We start from the raw sequence: 20,463 nt of genomic DNA on the forward strand, positions 1-20,463 counted from the left end.
TGCAACAGTCGATAATTAAAATATTTGATTGGAAATCGGAACTATTATCAGCAGAAAATTCGTTTCCAGATCAGTTTGACAAAGCGGGCCGAATCCATGAACGGATTTATAAACGAAGGCGAGTCTTCATAAATGGTCGAGATCGGGATTTCGGCGATATCGATATTCATCTTCCCGGCCAGAAACAGTTGTTCCGACTCGAACATATAGCCGATATAGGACTGTTTAAGCGCCCTGATCAGTTCAGTGGAAATCATCCGGTAGCCGGTCTGGCTGTCGCGAATCCTCCGGCCGCTGAAAATCGAGATAATCAGCGAGGTAATATAATTGCTCAATTTCCGGTGCGGCGGCATATCTTTCGAGCGCAGATCACGCGTGCCGATATAGAGATCAGCATAGGGGCGGTAATCAAGAAAACGGGGGATTTCTTCCGGAAGATGCTGGAGGTCGGCGTCAATCGTCAGGACGTAATCATAGCCCTTCTCGAGGGCATAGTCGAAACCGCGCTGGAGGGTGGCCCCTTTCCCCCGGTTGGGGTCGTTGGTCAAATGAGTGACGCTGAGCGAAGTCAGGATTTCGGCGGAATTATCGGTGGAGCCGTCATTGATAATCAACAGATCGGTTTCAGGGGCCGCTTTGCGGATTCGAGCGGTCAGCTCAACCAGATATTTCCCGGCATTATAGGCCGGAACGAGGATGAGGACTTTTTGGGGCGAAGAATTGATTTCTGGGCTGATCATTTAAAGAGAATAAATATCAGGTTCTCATATGCTCATCGATGAATCTGGTGAGCCATTTGATCATATCATCAACATCTTCATTCTTGACTTTGCCGAAATGTCCATGATCGGCGTTATTTCTTATATCAGCATAAAGCGTAATTCGTTTCTGGGTTGTCTTATCGTAAATTTCCTTTTGGGCCAACGAGATATTTAAGGCGTCAATTCTTGTTTTCTTTTCATACTCAATATTATTCTTATCGCAGAGTTTCCTTAATGTATCTTCCAAAACTGCACCGGCAAGAGAGGCTGCAGCACAATGGTATTCCTCATTTAACAAATATTCAGCTTGGGACAAGAAATCATCCAAAAGTTCTGCTCTGACAAATCGCCTGACATCAAAAAACATTCCATGTTCAAAATCGGTTTTTGCCGCGCCCAGAGTACCCAATAATCCATCAAATAAATGTCTCCGTTCCGTTCCTCTATATTCGGAGTTGAAGTACTTGGCCTGTCTATAATGATCGCTATTTTCGGAGCAAGATATCTTAATTAAATGCAGCGATTCAACCATCCATTTATGACATCTTATGGAAAAATCATAATTGTCATCCCGGAAATTCGATGACAATTCCCCACCTTCCAATAATAGGATTTCAAACTTCTCTAGAATTTTATTATTTAGATTCATAACAATTTCTTGATTTTTATGGTCGGGGCGAGCAGATTTGAACTGCCGGCCTCTCGCACCCCAAGCGAGTGCGCTAACCAAGCTGCGCTACGCCCCGATCACTGGCACAATCTAAACTTTCCGTCAGAAAAGGCAAGGGAAAAGTTTCAGCAGGTCCTCGATATCCTTGCGAATATCACCCACCACCGTCCGAAATTTCCCGGTCTCGGCCAGCTCTTTTTTCTCGGGGGTAGGTTTGATACTTTTCAGCCGATTGCGGGCGCCCTCGATGGTGTAATTTTCCTTGTAGAGAAGATGTTTGATCCGGTTGACCATCTCGATGTCGCTTTTCTGGTAAATCCGGTTGCCCCCGCGGTTTTTGCGCGGTTTGAGCATCGGGAACTCTTTCTCCCAGAAGCGAAGGACATACGGCTCGAGGCGGGTGATTCGGGCCACTTCGCTGATCGAGTAGTAAAGCTTCTCCTCGGTTTTCTTTTTACGTGGCGGCATAAAAAAACCTCTATAGTCTAACTCCAGATTTCTTCCTTAAGGGTGCGCCCCATCAGGTCGGTCAGGGCCCGGGCCGGTGGTTTGTCTTCGAATAACACTTTATAAACCTGCCGGGTGATCGGCATATCGACATCGAATTTGTCGGCCATGGCATTGGCCGAGCGGCAGGTATCGACACCCTCGGCCACCATGACCATGCTGTTCAGGATGTCGGTCAGCTTCTCCCCTTTGCCGATACGGTCGCCGACATAGCGGTTGCGCGAGTGGCGCGAAATGCAGGTGGTGACAAGGTCGCCGATTCCGGAGAGACCGGCGAAGGTCAGCGGATCGGCTCCCGCTTTGACACCCATGCGGGTGATCTCGGCCAGGCCGCGAGTAAGCAAGGCGCCGGTGGTGTTGTCGCCGAAACCGAGCCCCTGCGTTATTCCGGAACCGATGGCGATCACATTCTTGAGCGACCCGCCCAGCTCGACGCCGATCAGGTCGGTGGAGCGGTAAACGCGAAAAGTTATATTATTGAACAACTCCTGAATTTTAACGGCGAAATCATTACTGACCGAGGCGGCCACGACACTGGTCGGGACACCGCGGGCGACTTCCTCGGCATGGCTCGGCCCGGAAAGAGTGGCGATGCGATCCATCGCGACGCCATCGATTGTGCTGCAGATGACTTCCGACATTCGCAACAGCGTTCCTATCTCGACACCCTTGGCCAGGTTGATGATGCCGGCCTTCGATAACCCTATTTTGTTTAGCCCATCACAGACCGACCGCACTCTCTGGGCCGGGATGGCCATGACGATATCGGCGGCGTTATGGATGGCTTCTTCAAGGTTGTTGGTGATGTCTATTTCCCTCGGGATGTCGATGCCGGGAAGTTTTTTCTCGAGGGTCCGTTTCTCAATCAGGTATTCGCAGTCGGCTTTGTTGAATTCCCAGAGTTTTATTTTGTGTCCATTGGCGTGGAGCAGATTGGCAACTGCGATGCCCCAGCTTCCGGCGCCCAAAACGGCTATTTGCTCAGACATGGTCGGCCCTCTCGGTATTATACCTCGAGTGAAAATCAAATTTGTTCTCGCCGCCCGACAGGAGTCGTGAAATATTGGAGCGATGAGTGATAATTATGAGAAGCATCAAAAGAGCGCTGATGATCAAGTAAAGCAACGGCATCTCGTGCAGTTTGAAAATATATGAAATCAGAACGGCAGCAAAGAAGAAAACCGAGGCCAGGACCGAGCCGAGCGAGATATAGCGGCTGATGGCGACCGTGATAATAAAGCCGGCCAGGGCAATTAAAGTCTCGATGGGGAGTATCATAATCATTACGCCCAGAGCGGTGTTGACACCTTTACCTCCGCGAAAACGAAGAAACAACGGAAAGACATGACCGAAAACGGCCGCGATGCCGGCGATTAATTTAAGATTGGCCAAATCAAGGGCGCTTTGGGGCATCAATGATGCCAGAATAACGGCCAGAACACCTTTGCCGATGTCGCCGATTGAAACCAGGATTCCGGCGACCGGTCCGGCGGCGCGCCAGGCATTGGTGGCGCCGATATTGCCCGAACCTACCTTGCGAATATCTTTGATCCCGAACATCCGGGTAATGATTAAAGCGAACGGAATCGACCCGAGAACATATCCGCCCGCAATGGCGATTAGATCATACATAAACGATAACTTTAAGTATAAAATATAAGCTATTTTATATCAAGCTAATATTCAACTATTTAAATGGCCGCCAAAGCGGCGCCCTGGCGATGCCTTTATTCAGCCGCTTTTCTGATTTCTTCGACAAACATGCGGGCCTCGGTGCTGTCCACTACCTGGTCCTTCATAATGTCCTGAAACATAAGCGACAGGCTCTGAATTTCTTCGGTGTCGATCTTCTTTTCATCAAAAGCCTTTTGAAAATCTTCCACGGCCTTATCGACATCCTCGGCGGTCATATCGGCCGGCAAATCTTTTTTGGCTTCGGCCGCCACCGTTTCGGCCAATTTGGTAAGACCGATTTTGACGATATCATCCCGATAAACATAGCAGACAACCATCGAGGCCGCGACGAGCACAACGATGATACCAACAACGATCAGCGCTACCATGCATCCGCGTGACATAGCGCCTTTCTGATTTGACAACTAGGGCATTGAGGACTCCTTTCCAATCAGCCGACTATCCGAGGTCGGGGCTTATTATGAGTTAAGATATTATTATTCAGCCAAATGAAAAGCCTTTATAAAATATTGCTTTAAGAATTATTAAAAATATCAAAAGACGGCGATCATGGCAATAAAATAAACTCGGGCATGGAATAATAAAAAAAAGCCCGCCGACGGCGGGCTCTTGGATTTATGCGACAATGATGAATCAGGGCGAGATCATTTTCGGGCTTTGGCGGCCTTCTTTTCTTTTTTCTCTTTCATCGCCTTCTCTTTTTCCTTGTCGATTTTCGGCTTTTCGGTGAGCAGTTCCACGATGGATACCATCGCGGCATCACCGCGCCTGAAGCCGACGCGCAGAAGGCGTGTGAACCCGGACTCACGGTCCTTGAATTGCGGTATTATTTCCGCGAACAATTTCTGAAGCACTTTCTTGTCCTTGACGGTGCGGGCCACCTGACGACGGGCCGCTAAGGTGTCTTTCTTGGCCGTGCTTATCAATCGATCGGCGACCTTTCTTAGTTCCTTGGCCTTGGCTTCGGTGGTATAAATGGTGCGATTGTCGAAAAGCGATGTGGCCATGTTGGCCAGCAAGGCATCGCGGTGCGCTTTCGGCCGGCTTAGTTTCCTTACCTTTATCTGATGTCGCATTTCTTTCCTCTAAGACTTCTTTTCCAAAAATTTCGATATATCCATTCCAAAAGACAAATTTAATTCATCAAGGATGGCATTTAATTCATTCAGGGATTTACGCCCGAAATTACGGTATTTAAGCATCTCCGACTCCGTTTTGCCGACCAGATCGGACAGCGTCTGGATATTGGCGGCCCGGAGACAGTTGGAAGAACGGACGGATAATTCGAGTTCATCGACACGCGTCTGCAACAGTTGCCTGATGCGAACGGTCTCCTCGTCTTCCTCTTCCACTTCCTCGATCTGGATATCCTCGTCCATATGAATAAACAACTGCAGATGATCCTTGAGAATTTTGGCGGCGAATGAAAGGGAATCTTCCGGAGTAATAGAGCCATCAGTGGTGATTTCAAGAATCAAGCGGTCATAATCGGTTCGCTGGCCGACACGCGTATTTTCCACTTCGTAGTTGACTTTGACCACCGGCGAGTAAAGGGCGTCGACAAAAATCGTTCCCACGGGAGCATCGGGCCGTTTATTCTGCTCGGCCACGACATAGCTTCTTCCGGAATCGATATCCAGTTCCATGGTGAACTCGCGATCGTTGACCAGCTCGACTATATGCAGATCCGGATTGAGGATTTCGACCTCGGAATCAACATTGAACATACCGGCCGTGATTTTGCCTTTTTTCGCGGTTTTGAAAGTAAGCGTTCTCATCTCGTCGGCATGCATTTTGACACGGATTCTCTTCACATTGAGAACGATATCCGTAACATCTTCGTACACATCCTCAAGGGTTGTGAACTCGTGCAGGGCGCCGTCGATCCTGATGGATGTAACCGAAGCACCCTGAATGGATGACAGCAGGACCCGGCGCAAAGCATTGCCCAGGGTATTGCCGAAACCCCTCTCCAGAGGTTCAATAATAAACCTTGAATAATTCTCGGTTGCCGAAGACTGATCGGAAACGATCTCCTTTGGCATCTGCAGTGGTTTCCACTTCATATAATTAAGCCTCCCCGACTAGGCTGAACGTTTTCTACTTCGAGTAGAGCTCAACGATTAACTGTTCATTGGCAGCGACTGGAATATGTTCCCTTGATGGAACTTCAAGAAGCTCCCCTTCCAATGCGGCCTTGTTTAAGCGCAGCCAGGCGATTTCATCGGTCTGCGCAAACTCTTTTAAAGCGGCGTGAATAATATCAAGATTCTTGGATTTATCGCGAACCTTGATAACGTCCTTCGGTCTCACCTGGTACGAAGGGATATCAACGATCTGACCGTTGATGACAAAATGACGGTGGCGAACCAGTTGCCGGGCCGCCTTGCGGGAGGGGGCGAACCCCAACCGATAGACGATATTATCGAAGCGGCACTCAAGCATTTGCAGCAGGGTTTCACCGGTGATGCCTTTGGTTCTCTCGGCCTTGGCAAAATAGTTACGGAACTGGTTTTCCAGAACTCCGTACACTCTTCTGACTTTCTGCTTTTCCCGAAGCTGTTTTCCGTAGTCGGAAACTTTGTACCGCATCCGTTGTCCGTGCTGTCCCGGTGCGTATGCTCTTTTTTCAAACGCGCATTTATCCGTCACGCAGCGATGTCCCTTCAGGAAAAGCTTTTCGCCTTCGCGGCGGCAGAGTTTGCAGTTTGCGTCACGATATCGAGCCATGTTTCTCCTATTAATAACTCACATTTATTTCTATGTTAAAAAACAATCAGACCCGGCGCCTTTTCGGAGGCCGGCAGCCATTATGCGGAATCGGCGTCACGTCCTTAAGGGCGGTAATTTCCAGCCCGGACGCCGACAGGGATCGAATGGCAGCCTCGCGACCGGCACCCGGCCCTTTAACCCAAACTTCAACCTTTCTCATACCCAGATCCATTGCCTCGACGGCGGTGGCCTTGGCGGCCATCTGGGCCGCGAATGGAGTCGATTTCTTGGAACCCTTGAAACCGACGGTTCCGGCCGACGCCCAAGCCACGGTCCGTCCGATCGAATCGGTAATCGTCACGACGGTATTATTGAAGGTTGCCTTGATATGGGCAACTCCGGCGCTTTCTATTTTGCCGAGTTTTTTCTTGCCTTTGGGGCTTTTCTTTTTCTGTTCAACCACGGTATTTCCTCATCTATATTACTTAGCTGACGGTGCCTTTTTCTTACCGGCGACGGTGCGTTTTGGACCTTTGCGGGTCCGGGCATTGGTCTTCGTGCGCTGGCCGCGCAAAGGCAGGCCGCGCCGATGCCTGAGACCGCGATAGGATCCGATGTCGATCAGGCGTTTGATATTCATGTTGACTTCACCGCGTAAGGCACCTTCAACCTTAAACTCATTCTCGATGACTTTCCGGAGCTTGGCCACTTCCTCTTCAGAAAGCTTGCGGACTCGGGTATCCGGACTTATGCCAGTCAAATTAAGAATTCTCTGGGATGATGTCCGGCCAATTCCGAAAATATAGGTCAAACCGATTTCAATTCGTTTGTCCTTGGGTAAATCTACTCCGGCAATGCGCGCCAAAATAACCTCCTAATCTTAAAACTTCTTAGCCCTGTCTCTGCTTATGACTTGGGTTCTTGCTGCAAATCACTCTCAAGACACCATTACGCTTGATAATCTTGCAGTGCTCACATCTTTTTTTAATCGATGAGCCAACCTTCATAATTAACCACCTTCCAGGCGAACCTTAAATCATTTGTATCTATAAATGATCCGGCCGCGGCTCAGGTCGTACGGCGACAATTCCAGTGTCACCCGATCGCCGGGCAGAATCTTGATAAAGTGCATTCTCATTTTACCCGATATATGGGCCAGCACCACGTGACCGTTGTCCAGTTCGACTTTGAACATCGCATTGGGCAGCGGCTCCAGTACCTTGCCTTCCACCTGTATTGTATCTTCTTTAGGCATCTGCTCCTTATAATTTTGTCAAAATGTCGGCGCCGTTTTCGGTGACGGCCACCGAGTGCTCAAAATGTGCCGAAGCGGATCCATCGGCGGTTACAATCGTCCAGCCGTCGGCCTTCTGCAACACCTGATAACCTCCGGCGTTCACCATCGGTTCGATGGCCAGAACCATCCCTGTCTTAAGAATCGGGCCGGCTTCGGCCGGGCCGAAGTGCGGCACCTGCGGGTCTTCATGCAGATTCTTGCCGATTCCATGGCCGACCATATCCCTGACGACCGAGAATCCGTCGGCTTCGACGCATTTCTGTATGGCGGACGAAACCTTGCCGAGCTTAACCCCGGCCCTGACCTGCGAGATCCCGACTTCCAAAGAACGTCTGGTGGTGTCAAGAAGTTTCCTTTTTTCTTCGGAAATTTCACCCACCGGGAATGTCGCCGCCGTGTCGCCATAAAAGCCGTTGACAATACAACCCAGGTCGATCGAAACGATCTGTCCCTCGACCAGGCGGCGGCTGCCCGGAATACCGTGCACCACTTCCTCGTCGATAGAGACGCACAGGGTGGCCGGAAAGCCGCGATATCCCTTGAAAGCCGGTTTTGCCCCCAGGGATAAAATATATTCTTCGGCCATCCGGTCAAGATCAGCAGTTGTAATCTCGGGTTGAATCTTCTCGCCTATCATCTTCAGTGTCTCTGCAACAATCTTTCCCGCTTTACGCATTATTTTGATCTGGGCATCTGTCTTTAATACGATCACTCTAACTAAAACTCTCTTGTTATCCTGAGCAATGCCTTAAAAATATCATCGATGTTTCCCTCCGCCGGCACTTCGGTCAGGACCGACTCTTTGCGATAGAAATCGACAATAGGTTCGGTCTGTTTTTTATAGACTTCCAGCCGGTTACGAACGACATCCTCTTCATCATCGGGCCGGCGCAGAAGTTTGGAGCCGTCATGGTCACATACTCCCTCGACTTTGGGCATCTGGGCCGGGTAATTGTATCCGGCATTGCAGGTCGGGCAGTAAAAACGTCCTGACAGCCGCTTGATAACTTCCCGGTCGGTAACATCGAGAAGGACGGCCCGGTCAATCGATTTATCATTCTTTGCAAACATCTTCTTCAGCGCTTCGGCCTGCGGCACCGTCCTGGGAAAACCATCCAGGATGAAGCCGTTATCGAGTTCGCCGTTTTTCAATTTATCTTCGATCATCCCCACAATAACCTGGTCGGGAACGAGGTCACCCGCTTCCATGAATTTTTTGGCCTGAAGGCCGAGCTGGGTGCCGCTCTTGACATTTTCGCGCAGAACGTCACCGGTCGAAAGATGCAGAATATTCAGCTCGCGGCATATCCGCTTTGCCTGTGTGCCTTTGCCGGATCCGGGCGGACCCAAGAAGATAAAGTTCATCAGTACGATCTCCCTCGAATTTTGCCTTTTTTCATAAACCCTTCATAGTGACGCATAAGCAGATGAGATTCGATCTGCTGGAGGGTATCGAGCGCCACACCAACCACAATCAGCAACCCGGTACCACCGAAGAAATAGTTGACCCCGACACGCGACATCAGGATCCACGGCAGGATGGCGATGGCCGCGAAAAATATGGCGCCGGGAAGGGTGATACGGGTTAAAATTCTTTCTATATGTTCGGCCGTCCGTTTTCCGGGACGAATTCCGGGAACGAAACCGCCGTTTTTCCGCATATTGTCAGCGATATCGATCGGATTGAAAACGATCGCGGTGTAGAAATATGCAAAAAAGACAATAATCAAACCATAGACAATGCTGTAAACCGCATCGCCCGGAGCCAGCCAGTCGGTAACGATATTCGAGATCCACTCGGCATTGGGAAACAACTGCTGGACGGTCGCCGGCAGGAACATGATCGACTGGGCGAAGATGATCGGGATAACGCCGGCTGAGTTAACCGAGAGCGGCAGATGGGTGGTGGCGCCGCCATATACTTTCCGGCCGATAATTCGTTTGGGGTACTGGACCGGAACCTTTCGCTGAGCCCTGGTAACAAGAATAACAGCGGCGATAACCATCAGCATCAGCATGACCAGAATAAATTCGGTGACGATGGAGCGGGTCCCGGCAAAAAGGTACTGGACCTCTTCGATAACGGCATCGGGGAATCGCGCGACAATACCGATAAAGATAATCAGCGAAATCCCGTTGCCGATGCCCCGTTCGGTGATCTTTTCACCGAGCCACATGATGAAAATAGTTCCGCAGGTGAAAGTCAGCATAGTGATCCCGATAAACTGAGCGTACGGCATATAGACGACCTTGCCGGCCGGTCCTTCAAGCGAATAAAGGAACTGAGCGGTTCCGAAGGCCTGCAGGGCGGAAATGATAACGGTCAGGTAACGCGTATACTGGGTGATCTTGCGACGCCCCTCTTCACCTTCCTTCTGGAGCCTTTGCAGATAAGGGACGACGGCGCCAAGCAACTGGAGCATAATCGACGCCGAGATGTACGGCATAATGCCCAGTGCGAAAATAGTGGCTTTTAAGAACGCCCCCCCCGCAAACAGGTCCAGGAGACCGAAAATGGTATCGCCCGAAAGCAATTCCGTCAGCATTGAGCCGTCGACACCGGGAGTGGGAACATGGCCGCCGATCCGGTAGACGATAAGGATTCCCAAGGTAAACAGAATCCGTCTCCTGAGTTCCTCGACCTTGAATATAGACTGGAAAGTACCTAACACTATACTACCTCTGTGTTACCGCCGGCCTCTCGGATTTTCTCGATAGCGGACTTTGAAAAAGCCGCCGCCTTGACCTGCAATGCGGTCTCGAGTTTTCCCATGCCAAGAATTTTGACAGGCAGACGTGTTGACTTGATAATCCCCAACTCCTTTAAGGTGTCAGGAGTAACTTCACCCGGACGACATTTACTCAGCGCCGAGATATTAACTTCCTGATATTCTTCCCTGAACCGGTTAGTAAAGCCGCGTTTGGGAATTCGCCTCTGGATCGGCATCTGACCGCCTTCCATCCAGGCCTTGATATTTCCGCCGGAACGCGCTTTTTGTCCCTTGTGGCCCCGGCCGGCGGTTTTACCGCGGCCGCTGCCGGTTCCGCGCCCGTATCTCCGGCGCTTCTTATGCGCCCCCGGCGCTGGCTGCATGTCTGATAATTCTAACCGTGCCATCACTCTTCCACCTTCTCATATTCAACCAGATGTCTGACTGCCTGAATCATTCCGCGAATTTGCGGGGTATCGTTATGAATCACTGTTCTGTGCAGTTTACCTAATCCCAAGGCAATGACAGTCTTTTTCTGTTTCGCATTGCGATCAATGGCACTCCGCACCTGGGTAATCTTCAACTTAGCCATGTTCAACCTCTATAAACCGAATCATCAACCTTCGGTCCGATATTTTTCCTGTTCCTCTTTCGAGCGAAGACTCAACAATCCATTCATGGTGGCCTTGACAACATTATGCGGATTGCGGCTGCCAAGAGCCTTGGTCAGAATGTCCTGAATACCGGCCGACTCCATGACGGCTCGCACCGCCCCGCCGGCGATAACACCGGTACCGGGGGAGGCCGGTCTCAAAACCACGGTAGAGGCACCGTATCTTCCAAGGACCATGTGAGGAATTGTACCTTCCTCAGTCACTGCGACCTTCACCATAGATTTGTGAGCCGCATCGGTGGCTTTTCTGATGGCGTCGGCAACTTCTTTGGCCTTGCCGGTTCCGATCCCGACACGCCCGTTCTTCTTGCCCACGGCGACCAGGGCGGTAAAACTAAAACGGCGCCCGCCCTTGACCACTTTGGCCACACGATTGACATTGATTACTTTTTCCTCGAAATCGAGGCTTTCCATTTCCGTTCTAGCCAAGAGTCTACCTCATTTATTTTTTAAAAATCCAACCCTGATTTACGCGCAGCTTCAGCAAGCGCTTTTACCCGGCCATGATAGACATTTCCGTTCCGGTCAAAAGCGACTGCCTTGATGCCTTTCTCCTGTGCGACCCTGGCGATCTCTTCGCCAATAATACCGGCAATTTCAGTTTTGTTCTTTTTGCCGATTTTATCGCGGATCGACTTGGCCGAACTCGAGGCCGCGGCAAGAGTGATCATCTTTTCATCATCGACGACCTGGGCATACATGTTCTTCAATGTTTTGGTAACCGTCAGACGCGGTCTTCCGGCCGTGCCGAATATTTTTCCCCTGACTCTGGCCTTGCGTTTGGCCCGTCTGATAGATTTGTTTATAGTACTCATATCCATCAATCCTTACTTACCGGCTGCTTTTCCGGCTTTGCGGCGGATTTTCTCGCCGACATACTTGATACCCTTGCCCTTGTACGGCTCCGGCGGCCGGAACTTACGAATTAGAGCCGCCGTCTGGCCGACCAGTTGTTTGTCAGGGCCGGTGATGATTATTTTATTTTCTTTCGGAATGACTTCCACTTTCACATCATCGGGCGGCCGGACCAGAATCGGATGAGAAAAACCCAGACTCAATTCCAGCAGTTTGCCTTTCATTTCGCCACGGTAGCCGACACCAACCATTTCCAGTTGGATCTTGTATCCCTCGGAGACGCCGACAACCATATTCTGAATCAAAGCCCGGGTCAGGCCGTGCAGGGCCCGGTGGGGTTTGAGATCGGTAGGACGGGTGACCACGATCAAGCCTTCATCCACCTTCACGGTGATATCCTTATGGATCGCCTGGGTCAGCTTGCCTTTGGGTCCAGACGCATCAACATGCGAATCCGTCACCTGCACCGTCACACCTTTGGGAATCTTAACCGGTAATTTTCCAATTTTCGACATAATAGTAACTCCGCTTACCAGACATTACAGAGGGCTTCGCCGCCCACATTTTTCTTCAACGCCTCACCGTCGGTCATGATTCCCTGCGAGGTGGAGACGATTGTGATGCCAACCTTGGTTCGTCTGATTTTTTTCAAATCTTCAAGGTTATAGTATTTTCTCAAACCGGGGCGGGAAATTCTTTTCAGGCCCCTAATAATGGGGGCATCATCGCGGCTATATTTAAGATATAATCTCAAGATACCCTGCCGTTTATCCGGAATCTCCAAAATATCCTTAATGAAATTTTCATTTTTAAGGATCTTGGCAACCTCCAATTTTATATTCGAGGCGGGAACATTCACAGCCTTCATCTTGGCTTTGGATGCATTCCTGATTCTGGTTAGCATATCAGAAATCGGATCGGTCATCGACATTACCAAATTCTCCTGTCAATATCTTTACCAACTGGCCTTTACAACACCAGGAATTTCCCCGGCCAGAGCCATTTCTCTAAAGCAAATGCGGCACAGACCAAATCTTCTCATAAAGGCCCGAGATCTTCCGCAGCGGCGGCAACGGCTGTACTTCCGGACTTTGAATTTAGGCGTGCGCCTTTGTTTTTCTACCAGACACTTCTTGGCCACATTAACTCCTATTTCCTAAACGGCATGCCCAGCTCGGTCAACAGCTGGCGGCATTCATCATCATTCTTAGCCGTCGTTGTTATCGATATATTCATACCGCGAATTTTATCGATTTTATCATAATCTATCTCGGGAAAAATAAGCTGCTCCCGGATGCCCATGTTGAAATTTCCTCGTCCGTCAAACGACTTGGCCGAGATTCCCCTGAAGTCCCTGATTCGCGGAATCGAGACATTCATAAGGCGATCCAGAAATTCATACATTTTCTCCCGGCGCAGCGTCACCATGACGCCGATTCTGGCTCCCTCTCTCAACTTAAAATTGGAGATCGACTTTTTCGCCTTGGTGAAAACCGGCTTCTGCCCGGTGATCTTGGTCAGATCCTCCATGGCCGCGTCAAGCGCTTTCGGATTCCCGATGGCCTCGCCCATACCAATATTGATGGTAATCTTGGTCAGCCGCGGAACCTCCATGATCGAGGAGTAATTATTCTCCTTCATCAACTTGGGAACAATGGTCTCTAAATACGTATTTTTCAGTCTAGCCATATACCATCACCTATGATATCTCTTCGCCGCATTTACGGCAAATCCGGATTTTCTTTTTGGAGCCGTCAGATTCATCCAGGACCTTGAAGCCAATCTTGGTCGGAGCCGCGCAGCTTTTGCAGAACAGTGCCACGTTGGCCCGTTGAATCGGGGATTCCTTCTTGACGATGCCGCCCTTGGGGTTCTTCTGAGAGGGGCGCGTGTGACGGGAGATCATGTTGACGCTTTCGACAATCAAACGATCGCTGTCGGTAAACACGTGCAGCACCTTGCCGGTTTTGTATTTCCCGGCCTCCTGGCTCCGATACTTGCCCCGTCGTATGACGACCGTATCACCTTTTCTAATTCTCATTTCAACACCTCTATAAAACCTCTGGGGCCAGAGAGATAATTTTCATAAATTGTTTCTCTCTGAGTTCTCTGGCCACCGGGCCGAAAATACGGGTTCCCCGCGGTTCTTTCTGATCATTTATAATAACGGCGGCATTATCGGAAAATCTGATAACGGAACCGTCGCGTCGCCTGGTTTCAGACTTGGTTCTCACCACGACAGCCTTGCAGATCTCCGATTTTTTGACCGTACCGCCGGGAATGGCATCCTTCACGGCGACGACAATAATATCACCCAGCCGGGCATATCTTCGGCTCGTACCGCCAAGAATACGAAAACACCGCGCTCTTCGCGCGCCGGAATTGTCGGCGACAATTAAATCTGTTTCTTCCTGTATCATCTTCTTACTCCTGATTCACCACGGACGCGGCGATTACTTGGCCCGCTCAACAATTTCCACCAGGCGCCAGCATTTCTTCAGTGACAAAGGTCTGGTCTCCATGACCCGAACAACATCACCCACATTGGCTTCGTTGGCTTCGTCGTGAGCATACAGTTTCGAGGAAGTCCGGATGATGCGCTCATATACCGGGTGCTTCATAGCTCTCTCAATATTCACGATAATGGTCTTGTCCATACTACTGGAGACGACCTTGCCCTGTCTGACTTTACGCATATTTCTCTTCATACTTATCAACTTCCTTACCTATCTTCTTCACCTTTAGGCTGCTCAACTTTGTCATCCCCGGGCTGGCCCAAAATCGACACCCGGGAATCGACGATTTTCCTGATCCCGCGGTTGTCCTCAGTAAGAATGGTTTCGATCTTGGCGATATCTCTTCTCAGGGTCCGAAGCTTGAGAGGATTATCCAGTTCCTTGAGCGACTTGCGCATCTTCAGATTGAAGTACTCATCTTTGAGCTCATGCCGCTTTTGAAGGAGCTCATCGCGAGTCATATCTCTGAGTGATTCCATCTTCATCCTTATGCCCCTTCTGTTTCCGATCTGGTGACAAACTTGGTCTTTATCGGCAGCTTGTTTCCGGCCAAACGAAAAGCTTCGCGGGCCATATTTTCAGCCACACCCTCGACCTCGAACAGGATCCGACCCGATTTGACAACCGACACCCAATACTCAGGAGCACCCTTGCCCTTGCCCATTCTGGTTTCGGCCGGTTTTTTTGTAACCGGCTTATCGGGGAAAATCCGGATCCAGACCTTACCGCCTCTTTTGATATATCTTGTGAGGGCGATACGAGCCGCTTCGATCTGCCGGTCGGTGATCCAGGCCGGCTCAAGCGCTTTCAATCCATATTCACCAAAAGAGACGGCACTGCCGCGATACGCTTTGCCGCGCATGCGTCCCCTTTGCTGTTTCCGATACTTAACTTTACTCGGCATTAACATAACATTATCTCCCGGCTACAATAGCACCCTAACTCTTCTTCTCATCAGGAGGAGTGGTATTTTTTTTAGGTTCGGAGGCTTCGCTCTTTTTTCCGGAGTCCCTTGAAGCGGCGCCGCCGCCTTCGGGTTTTCTGGGTATCCCATCCCGCCTGTCACCCTGGCCCGATTTATCATCGCGCCTGAAACCGCCATCCGGTCTGCCGCCGCCTCTCTGGCCACCCCGTCCGGGGGCGCCGTCTCTGGGGGGTCGGCCCGCTGAGCCTTCCTGTCTGACAGGGCGTCCCTCGCCGCGTGAATCAGGTCGGCCGCCCCGTCCGGGGGCACCGTCTCTGGGGGGTCGGCCCGCTGAGCCTTCCTGTCTGACAGGGCGTCCCTCGCCGCGCGAATCAGGTCGGCCGCCCCGTCCGGGGGCGCCGTCTCGAGGCGCTTGACCTGGTGCGCCTTCCGGCCTGGCAGGGCGTCCCTCGCCACGCGAATCAGGTCGGCCGCCCCTCCCGGGGGCGCCGTCTCGAGGCGGTTGACCTGGTGCGCCTTCCGGCCTGGCAGGGCGTCCCTCGCCACGCGAATCGCCACGCGAATCAGGCCGGCGAACCCGGCCGCGCGGGCGGCGCTTGCGTGATTTATCATCGCGGCGATGATCTCGGCGGGCCGGCATTTCAATTTCCGGTCTCTCCGAGGCACCCTTATCAAGTTCTTCCTTCACCAGCATTTCGCCGGCTCCATGCACCATCCCGCGACAAATCCAAACCTTGACGCCAATGCAGCCATAGGTGGTATGAGCGGTGGAAGTGGCATAATCGATATCAGCCCTCAGCGTGTGCAACGGCACGCGTCCATCCATATATTTTTCGGTCCGGGCGATTTCCGCACCGGCCAGCCGACCGCCGCAAACAACCTTGATGCCATCGGCGCCCATTTTCATGGAAGCGGCGATGGCCTTTTTCATGGCACGGCGATAAGAGACACGGCCCTCAAGCTGACGGGCGATCGAATCGGCCACCAGCCGGGCATTCAGTTCGGGCTTCTTAACTTCAATAATATTCAGGGAGATGTCTTTCTTGGTCAGAAGCTGCAATTCCTCGCGCAGTTTGTCGACTTCGGACCCTTTACGCCCGATTACAATTCCGGGGCGTGATGTATGAATATCGACAGTGACTCTCTTGGGCGCCCGCAGAATCTCAACCTTGGCCAGACCGGCATTATCCAGTCGGGCATTGATATATTTCTTCACCATCATATCTTCATAAATGAAGTTGGCGAATTTGTTTCCGGCAAACCACTTGTTGTTCCAGGTTTTAATGATACCCAGGCGGAATCCTATTGGGTGCGTCTTCTGTCCCAAGCTTATCTCCTCACTCTATTCTTCTTTCTTTGTGTCTTCAGAATCCGTGACTTCTTTTTCGACCGCTGTTTCATCAGCCGCCGCATCGGTCCCGGACGCTGCTTCCGCAGAAGCAGCTTCTGTTTCATCTATCTTATCAACTTCAGACTTATCTTTGGCTACCGTCTTTTTGGCTTTGGAAGGGGTCTTCCTGGCCCTGGCACCGGGTTTCTTTGTCTCGGTTTCGGGCGCCTCTTCTTTGCTTTTTTTCCTGCGGCCCGTTTTGGTCTTGGCGGTTTCAGGTTCCGGCTCGCCCTCGACTTCGACGGTCAAATGACAGAATCTTCTGCGAATCCGATGAGCCCGCCCCATCGATTGAAACCGCACTCTCGGGGCCATGGGACCGCCATCAACCATGATATTGGTGATTGACAGATCTTCGGCTTTGAGCTTGGCGGTACCGACACTCGAAATGGCGTTGGCCGCGGCCGCTTTGACGGTCTTGGCCAGATGATGAGCGGCCATTTTCGGGGTATAGGTCAGAATATTCAAAGCTTCTTCAACCGGTTTACCCTTAATAAGCGCAGCCACCCGTCGCATCTTTCTGGCTGACGTTCTCAGGAATCTGACTCGTGCACGTGCTTGCATCTTCTGTTCCCCTATCTAATGGTACTGGCCCGCTCGACCAGTTTACCGCCATGCCCGCGGAAAGTTCTTGTCGGAGCGAATTCGCCGAGCTTATGTCCTACCATATTTTCAGTAACATAAATAGGAATAAACTTGTTGCCGTTATGAACCGCCAGCGTGTGCCCGACAAATTCCGGGACCACGGTCGTACGACGCGCCCAGGTCTTGATGACCTTTTTCTCGCCGGACAGGTTCAAGGCGTCGATTTTCTTGAACAGCTTGGCATCTATATAAGGACCTTTTTTCAGTGACCTCGCCATTTATTCCTCCGAACTAGTTTTTCTTCCTGCGTGACTCTACTATATATTTACTGCTTGGTTTTCTCTTTTTGCGCGTCTTCAAACCCTTGGTAATCTTACCCCACGGGGTGCAGGGGTGCCGTCCGCCGGAACTGCGGCCCTCGCCGCCGCCCATCGGGTGGTCGACCGGGTTCATGGCAACACCGCGGACTTTGGGACGCCAGCCGCGCCAGCGCGCCGCTCCGGCCTTGCCCCATGAAAGGTTTTTATGATCGGCATTACCGACCGTTCCGATCGTCCCGTAACAGTTCTGCTTGACCAGCCGCACTTCGCCCGACGGCATCTTCAAATGGGCGAATTCGCCTTCTTTGGCCACAAGCTGGACATAAGTGCCGGCGCTTCGGGCAATCTTGCCGCCCTTACCGGGATACATTTCCACGTTGTGCAGGAAAGTTCCCAAGGGCATTGCCCCGACCGGAAGCGAGTTGCCGTTTCTGATTTCAGCCTTCTCGCCGGCCATGATGAAATCATCGACTTTTATTCCGTCGGGGGCAAGAATGTATTTTTTCTCGCCGTCAACATAATGCAACAGGGCAATATTGGCCGAACGGTTGGGATCATATTCAATCGAGGCCACGCGGGCCGGGATATCGCGCTTGTCCCGCCGAAAGTCGATCAGGCGATAGAAGCGTTTATGACCGCCGCCGCGGTGCCGGGCGGTGACACGACCTTTATTGTTTCTTCCACCGGATTTCTTCGTCGGCTCCAGCAAAGCCCTTTCCGGTATGATGGAAGTAATCTCCTCAAAAGTAGAAACCGTCCTAAAACGTTGAGAAGGAGTAACCGGTTTAAATTTCTTGACACCCATGGTAGTTCCTATTCCCTGTCTTAGATATTTTCAAAATCCGAAATTTGCTGGCCTTCTTTCAACGTCACGATCGCCTTTTTCCAGGCGCCGGTTCTTCCGGCGTACATCCCAAGACGTTTCGGCTTACCCGCCACAACCATCGTCCGGATCTTGTCGACCTTGACTTTAAAAGCCTTTTCGACCGCTTCCTTGATCTGAAGCTTGTTGGCGGCGCGGTTAACGTGAAATACATAGGCGTTGTCTTTTTCTTTCAGCATCAGCGACTTTTCCGTCATCAGATGAAGCTGCAAAACATCTCTTGCGTCCTTCATTTTGCAAATACCTCCTCGATCTTCTCAAGACCTGCCTTGGTGACCAGAAGGACATCGGCATTGATGACCTCATAGGCGTTGGCCAGCGGAGCCCGAGAATAATTGACCTTATCCATATTTCGTACCGACATATGAAGGTTTCTATTGACACCCTCATCGAGAATAAGGCACTTCTTCTTTTCCAATCCAAGTTTATCCAGAATTGTCGCGACTGTTTTTGTCTTGACGTCGGCGAGTTCAAGATCCTCGACGACCGTTATACTCTCGTTGCGCGCTTTGTCGGAGAATGCCGACAACAGAGCCGTCAATTTCATCTTTCTGGGGAACTTGCTATAGTAATTGCGAGGTTCCGGGCCAAAGATGATTCCGCCCCCCCGCCAAAGCGGGGATTTTCGGGTGCCGGCGCGCGCCCGGCCGGTCCCTTTCTGGCGCCACGGTTTGGCCGTGGATCCGGCCACATCGGAACGACCTTTGGAACTGGAGGTCCCCTGACGCTGATTGTCCAGGTAATTGACGATGTACTGATGGACCAGCGCCGGATTTGGCTCCAGGCCGAAAATGGCGTCATTCAACGTGATTGTTCCCGTTTCGGCGCCTTCTTTGTTGTATACCTTAACTTCCATATAACACCGCCATTCTATCGGACCCTATTAGTCTTTCTTATCCTAAGGAGCGAACCCTTTTTGCCGGGTACGGCCCCGCGAACCAAAAGAAGATTCTGATCTTCTATAACCTGCACGACTTCGAGATTAACCACCGTAACCTTGTCCCGGCCGGTTTTCCCGGCCATCCGCATTCCCTTGAAAACGCGGGAGGGATACGATGAGGACCCGATCGATCCCGGAGCTCGCCGCCGGTCGGACTGACCGTGAGTGGTCTGTGCTCCGCCGAAACCGTGACGACGCATCACGCCCTGAAAACCAAGGCCCTTGGAAATGCCGGTTACATCGACTTTTTCGCCTTTCTTGAAAATGTCGACTTTGATCAGATCACCGACATTAATGTCGCCTTCAAATTGTATTTCCCGCAGCATGCGGGCCGGCTCAACGCCGCCTTTCTCAAAATGACCCATTATCGGTTTGTTGAAAAGCTTCTTCCGTTTTTCGCCGAAACCTACCTGAATCGCCTCGTAACCGTTTTTCTCGTCCGTCCGTCTGGCAACAACCGCGCAGGGACCAGCTTCGATAACAGATACCGGAATCGCCTGACCATCCTCACCGAAGACGCGTGTCATTCCAAGTTTTTTTCCAATAATTTCTTTCATCAGTTTACCACCATCAAGTCTTGATCTCAACATCAACGCCGGCCGGTAAATCAAGCTTCATCAAAGCATCAACGGTTTGAGGAGTCGATTCATAAATGTCAATCAGGCGTTTATGAATTCTGGTTTCGAACTGCTCGCGCGACTTTTTGTCAACATGCGGCGAGCGCAGCACTGTATAAACAGTGCGCTTTGTCGGAAGAGGAATGGGCCCAGCAATACGAGCACCGGTGCGCAGAACTGTTCGCGCAATTTCCTTGGTCGATTTGTCAAGCGAATAGTGATCGTACGCTTTCAGCTTGATTCTAATTTTTTGGCCATTCATACCTATTACTAACCTTATCTCTAAAAAGTATCCAAATTATTCTATTCAATTATCTCGGCAATAACGCCGGCGCCGACGGTCCGGCCGCCTTCGCGGATGGCAAAACGCAGTTCCTTCTCCATCGCGATCGGAGTCTGAAGCTCC

At 51.1% G+C, this 20,463-nt stretch carries 38 protein-coding genes and 1 tRNA gene; all 39 read right to left on the reverse strand.

Annotated elements, in window-relative coordinates; all coding sequences use genetic code 11:
* Positions 1-47: 47 nt before the first annotated feature.
* Positions 48-740 (reverse strand): hypothetical protein, encoded by a 693-nt coding sequence (locus CVT49_03085; protein PKK84573.1) that lies wholly within the window; start codon positions 738-740, stop codon positions 48-50.
* A 16-nt stretch (positions 741-756) separates the two neighbouring features.
* A complete protein-coding gene (locus CVT49_03090) occupies positions 757-1,350 on the reverse strand; it encodes a DUF4145 domain-containing protein (protein PKK84574.1) in 594 nt (197 codons plus the stop codon).
* Positions 1,351-1,429: 79 nt separating this feature from the next.
* A tRNA-Pro gene (locus CVT49_03095) sits at positions 1,430-1,507 on the reverse strand.
* A 26-nt stretch (positions 1,508-1,533) separates the two neighbouring features.
* Entirely contained in the window at positions 1,534-1,899 is a 366-nt protein-coding gene (locus CVT49_03100; protein ID PKK84575.1) for a MerR family transcriptional regulator, read from the reverse strand.
* Between the two features lie 17 nt (positions 1,900-1,916).
* Entirely contained in the window at positions 1,917-2,927 is a 1,011-nt protein-coding gene (gene gpsA, locus CVT49_03105) for a glycerol-3-phosphate dehydrogenase (protein PKK84576.1), read from the reverse strand.
* The gene (gene plsY / locus CVT49_03110; protein ID PKK84577.1) at positions 2,920-3,570 is read right to left on the reverse strand and encodes an acyl-phosphate glycerol 3-phosphate acyltransferase; all 651 of its coding nucleotides are present in this window, start codon (positions 3,568-3,570) and stop codon (positions 2,920-2,922) included. Before plsY ends, gpsA begins: the two co-directional genes overlap by 8 nt.
* 95 nt (positions 3,571-3,665) lie before the next feature.
* Complete coding sequence (locus CVT49_03115; protein PKK84578.1) at positions 3,666-4,001, reverse strand: hypothetical protein; 336 nt, start codon at positions 3,999-4,001, stop codon at positions 3,666-3,668.
* A gap of 276 nt (positions 4,002-4,277) precedes the next feature.
* Entirely contained in the window at positions 4,278-4,709 is a 432-nt protein-coding gene (locus tag CVT49_03120; protein PKK84579.1) for a 50S ribosomal protein L17, read from the reverse strand.
* A gap of 9 nt (positions 4,710-4,718) precedes the next feature.
* Complete coding sequence (locus tag CVT49_03125) at positions 4,719-5,699, reverse strand: DNA-directed RNA polymerase subunit alpha (GenBank protein PKK84580.1); 981 nt, start codon at positions 5,697-5,699, stop codon at positions 4,719-4,721.
* A gap of 34 nt (positions 5,700-5,733) precedes the next feature.
* Entirely contained in the window at positions 5,734-6,363 is a 630-nt protein-coding gene (locus CVT49_03130; GenBank protein ID PKK84581.1) for a 30S ribosomal protein S4, read from the reverse strand.
* Positions 6,364-6,409: 46 nt separating this feature from the next.
* Positions 6,410-6,808: a 30S ribosomal protein S11 gene (locus tag CVT49_03135; protein PKK84582.1), complete on the reverse strand. Its 399-nt coding sequence runs from the start codon at positions 6,806-6,808 to the stop codon at positions 6,410-6,412.
* Positions 6,809-6,826: 18 nt separating this feature from the next.
* Complete coding sequence (locus tag CVT49_03140; GenBank protein PKK84583.1) at positions 6,827-7,210, reverse strand: 30S ribosomal protein S13; 384 nt, start codon at positions 7,208-7,210, stop codon at positions 6,827-6,829.
* A 25-nt stretch (positions 7,211-7,235) separates the two neighbouring features.
* Positions 7,236-7,352 carry a 50S ribosomal protein L36 gene (locus tag CVT49_03145; protein ID PKK84584.1) on the reverse strand — a complete coding sequence of 39 codons (117 nt, stop codon included), beginning with the start codon at positions 7,350-7,352 and terminating at the stop codon, positions 7,236-7,238.
* Positions 7,353-7,381: 29 nt separating this feature from the next.
* Positions 7,382-7,600, reverse strand: coding sequence for a translation initiation factor IF-1 (locus CVT49_03150; protein PKK84585.1), 219 nt, complete (start codon positions 7,598-7,600; stop codon positions 7,382-7,384).
* A gap of 7 nt (positions 7,601-7,607) precedes the next feature.
* Entirely contained in the window at positions 7,608-8,354 is a 747-nt protein-coding gene (gene map, locus CVT49_03155) for a type I methionyl aminopeptidase (protein ID PKK84586.1), read from the reverse strand.
* A gap of 5 nt (positions 8,355-8,359) precedes the next feature.
* The gene (locus CVT49_03160; protein ID PKK84587.1) at positions 8,360-9,007 is read right to left on the reverse strand and encodes an adenylate kinase; all 648 of its coding nucleotides are present in this window, start codon (positions 9,005-9,007) and stop codon (positions 8,360-8,362) included.
* A complete protein-coding gene (locus CVT49_03165) occupies positions 9,007-10,314 on the reverse strand; it encodes a preprotein translocase subunit SecY (GenBank protein ID PKK84588.1) in 1,308 nt (435 codons plus the stop codon). Before CVT49_03165 ends, CVT49_03160 begins: the two co-directional genes overlap by 1 nt.
* Positions 10,314-10,760 (reverse strand): 50S ribosomal protein L15, encoded by a 447-nt coding sequence (locus CVT49_03170; GenBank protein PKK84589.1) that lies wholly within the window; start codon positions 10,758-10,760, stop codon positions 10,314-10,316. Before CVT49_03170 ends, CVT49_03165 begins: the two co-directional genes overlap by 1 nt.
* A complete protein-coding gene (locus tag CVT49_03175; GenBank protein ID PKK84590.1) occupies positions 10,760-10,945 on the reverse strand; it encodes a 50S ribosomal protein L30 in 186 nt (61 codons plus the stop codon). The genes CVT49_03170 and CVT49_03175 overlap by 1 nt, the downstream gene beginning before the upstream one ends.
* Before the next feature lie 24 nt (positions 10,946-10,969).
* A complete protein-coding gene (locus CVT49_03180) occupies positions 10,970-11,440 on the reverse strand; it encodes a 30S ribosomal protein S5 (GenBank protein PKK84591.1) in 471 nt (156 codons plus the stop codon).
* A 35-nt stretch (positions 11,441-11,475) separates the two neighbouring features.
* Positions 11,476-11,841 (reverse strand): 50S ribosomal protein L18, encoded by a 366-nt coding sequence (locus CVT49_03185; GenBank protein PKK84614.1) that lies wholly within the window; start codon positions 11,839-11,841, stop codon positions 11,476-11,478.
* Positions 11,842-11,853: 12 nt separating this feature from the next.
* Positions 11,854-12,396: a 50S ribosomal protein L6 gene (locus CVT49_03190; GenBank protein PKK84592.1), complete on the reverse strand. Its 543-nt coding sequence runs from the start codon at positions 12,394-12,396 to the stop codon at positions 11,854-11,856.
* Positions 12,397-12,410: 14 nt separating this feature from the next.
* On the reverse strand, positions 12,411-12,812 hold the full coding sequence (locus tag CVT49_03195; GenBank protein PKK84593.1) for a 30S ribosomal protein S8: 402 nt from the start codon (positions 12,810-12,812) through the stop codon (positions 12,411-12,413).
* 24 nt (positions 12,813-12,836) lie between these two features.
* Positions 12,837-13,022 (reverse strand): type Z 30S ribosomal protein S14, encoded by a 186-nt coding sequence (locus tag CVT49_03200; protein PKK84594.1) that lies wholly within the window; start codon positions 13,020-13,022, stop codon positions 12,837-12,839.
* An 8-nt stretch (positions 13,023-13,030) separates the two neighbouring features.
* On the reverse strand, positions 13,031-13,570 hold the full coding sequence (locus CVT49_03205) for a 50S ribosomal protein L5 (GenBank protein ID PKK84595.1): 540 nt from the start codon (positions 13,568-13,570) through the stop codon (positions 13,031-13,033).
* 10 nt (positions 13,571-13,580) lie between these two features.
* On the reverse strand, positions 13,581-13,922 hold the full coding sequence (locus CVT49_03210; protein ID PKK84596.1) for a 50S ribosomal protein L24: 342 nt from the start codon (positions 13,920-13,922) through the stop codon (positions 13,581-13,583).
* A gap of 10 nt (positions 13,923-13,932) precedes the next feature.
* Positions 13,933-14,301 (reverse strand): 50S ribosomal protein L14, encoded by a 369-nt coding sequence (locus tag CVT49_03215; GenBank protein ID PKK84597.1) that lies wholly within the window; start codon positions 14,299-14,301, stop codon positions 13,933-13,935.
* A 33-nt stretch (positions 14,302-14,334) separates the two neighbouring features.
* Complete coding sequence (locus CVT49_03220; GenBank protein PKK84598.1) at positions 14,335-14,589, reverse strand: 30S ribosomal protein S17; 255 nt, start codon at positions 14,587-14,589, stop codon at positions 14,335-14,337.
* 14 nt (positions 14,590-14,603) lie between these two features.
* Positions 14,604-14,882 carry a 50S ribosomal protein L29 gene (locus tag CVT49_03225; GenBank protein ID PKK84599.1) on the reverse strand — a complete coding sequence of 93 codons (279 nt, stop codon included), beginning with the start codon at positions 14,880-14,882 and terminating at the stop codon, positions 14,604-14,606.
* A 2-nt stretch (positions 14,883-14,884) separates the two neighbouring features.
* On the reverse strand, positions 14,885-15,307 hold the full coding sequence (locus CVT49_03230; GenBank protein PKK84600.1) for a 50S ribosomal protein L16: 423 nt from the start codon (positions 15,305-15,307) through the stop codon (positions 14,885-14,887).
* Between the two features lie 28 nt (positions 15,308-15,335).
* On the reverse strand, positions 15,336-16,649 hold the full coding sequence (locus CVT49_03235; protein ID PKK84601.1) for a 30S ribosomal protein S3: 1,314 nt from the start codon (positions 16,647-16,649) through the stop codon (positions 15,336-15,338).
* A gap of 15 nt (positions 16,650-16,664) precedes the next feature.
* Positions 16,665-17,276: a 50S ribosomal protein L22 gene (locus CVT49_03240; GenBank protein ID PKK84602.1), complete on the reverse strand. Its 612-nt coding sequence runs from the start codon at positions 17,274-17,276 to the stop codon at positions 16,665-16,667.
* An 11-nt stretch (positions 17,277-17,287) separates the two neighbouring features.
* Positions 17,288-17,575, reverse strand: a complete 288-nt coding sequence (locus CVT49_03245) for a 30S ribosomal protein S19 (GenBank protein ID PKK84603.1) — start codon at positions 17,573-17,575, stop codon at positions 17,288-17,290.
* Positions 17,576-17,588: 13 nt separating this feature from the next.
* The gene (locus tag CVT49_03250) at positions 17,589-18,422 is read right to left on the reverse strand and encodes a 50S ribosomal protein L2 (protein PKK84604.1); all 834 of its coding nucleotides are present in this window, start codon (positions 18,420-18,422) and stop codon (positions 17,589-17,591) included.
* Between the two features lie 20 nt (positions 18,423-18,442).
* A complete protein-coding gene (locus tag CVT49_03255; protein ID PKK84605.1) occupies positions 18,443-18,733 on the reverse strand; it encodes a 50S ribosomal protein L23 in 291 nt (96 codons plus the stop codon).
* A complete protein-coding gene (locus tag CVT49_03260) occupies positions 18,730-19,356 on the reverse strand; it encodes a 50S ribosomal protein L4 (protein PKK84606.1) in 627 nt (208 codons plus the stop codon). The genes CVT49_03255 and CVT49_03260 overlap by 4 nt, the downstream gene beginning before the upstream one ends.
* 14 nt (positions 19,357-19,370) lie before the next feature.
* Complete coding sequence (locus tag CVT49_03265) at positions 19,371-19,997, reverse strand: 50S ribosomal protein L3 (protein ID PKK84615.1); 627 nt, start codon at positions 19,995-19,997, stop codon at positions 19,371-19,373.
* 13 nt (positions 19,998-20,010) lie between these two features.
* The gene (locus CVT49_03270; GenBank protein ID PKK84607.1) at positions 20,011-20,319 is read right to left on the reverse strand and encodes a 30S ribosomal protein S10; all 309 of its coding nucleotides are present in this window, start codon (positions 20,317-20,319) and stop codon (positions 20,011-20,013) included.
* A 41-nt stretch (positions 20,320-20,360) separates the two neighbouring features.
* The coding region (locus tag CVT49_03275) for a hypothetical protein (GenBank protein ID PKK84608.1) at positions 20,361-20,463 on the reverse strand (103 nt) is incomplete at its 5' end.

The organism is candidate division Zixibacteria bacterium HGW-Zixibacteria-1 (assembly GCA_002838945.1).
Lineage (GTDB): Bacteria > Zixibacteria > MSB-5A5 > GN15 > PGXB01 > PGXB01.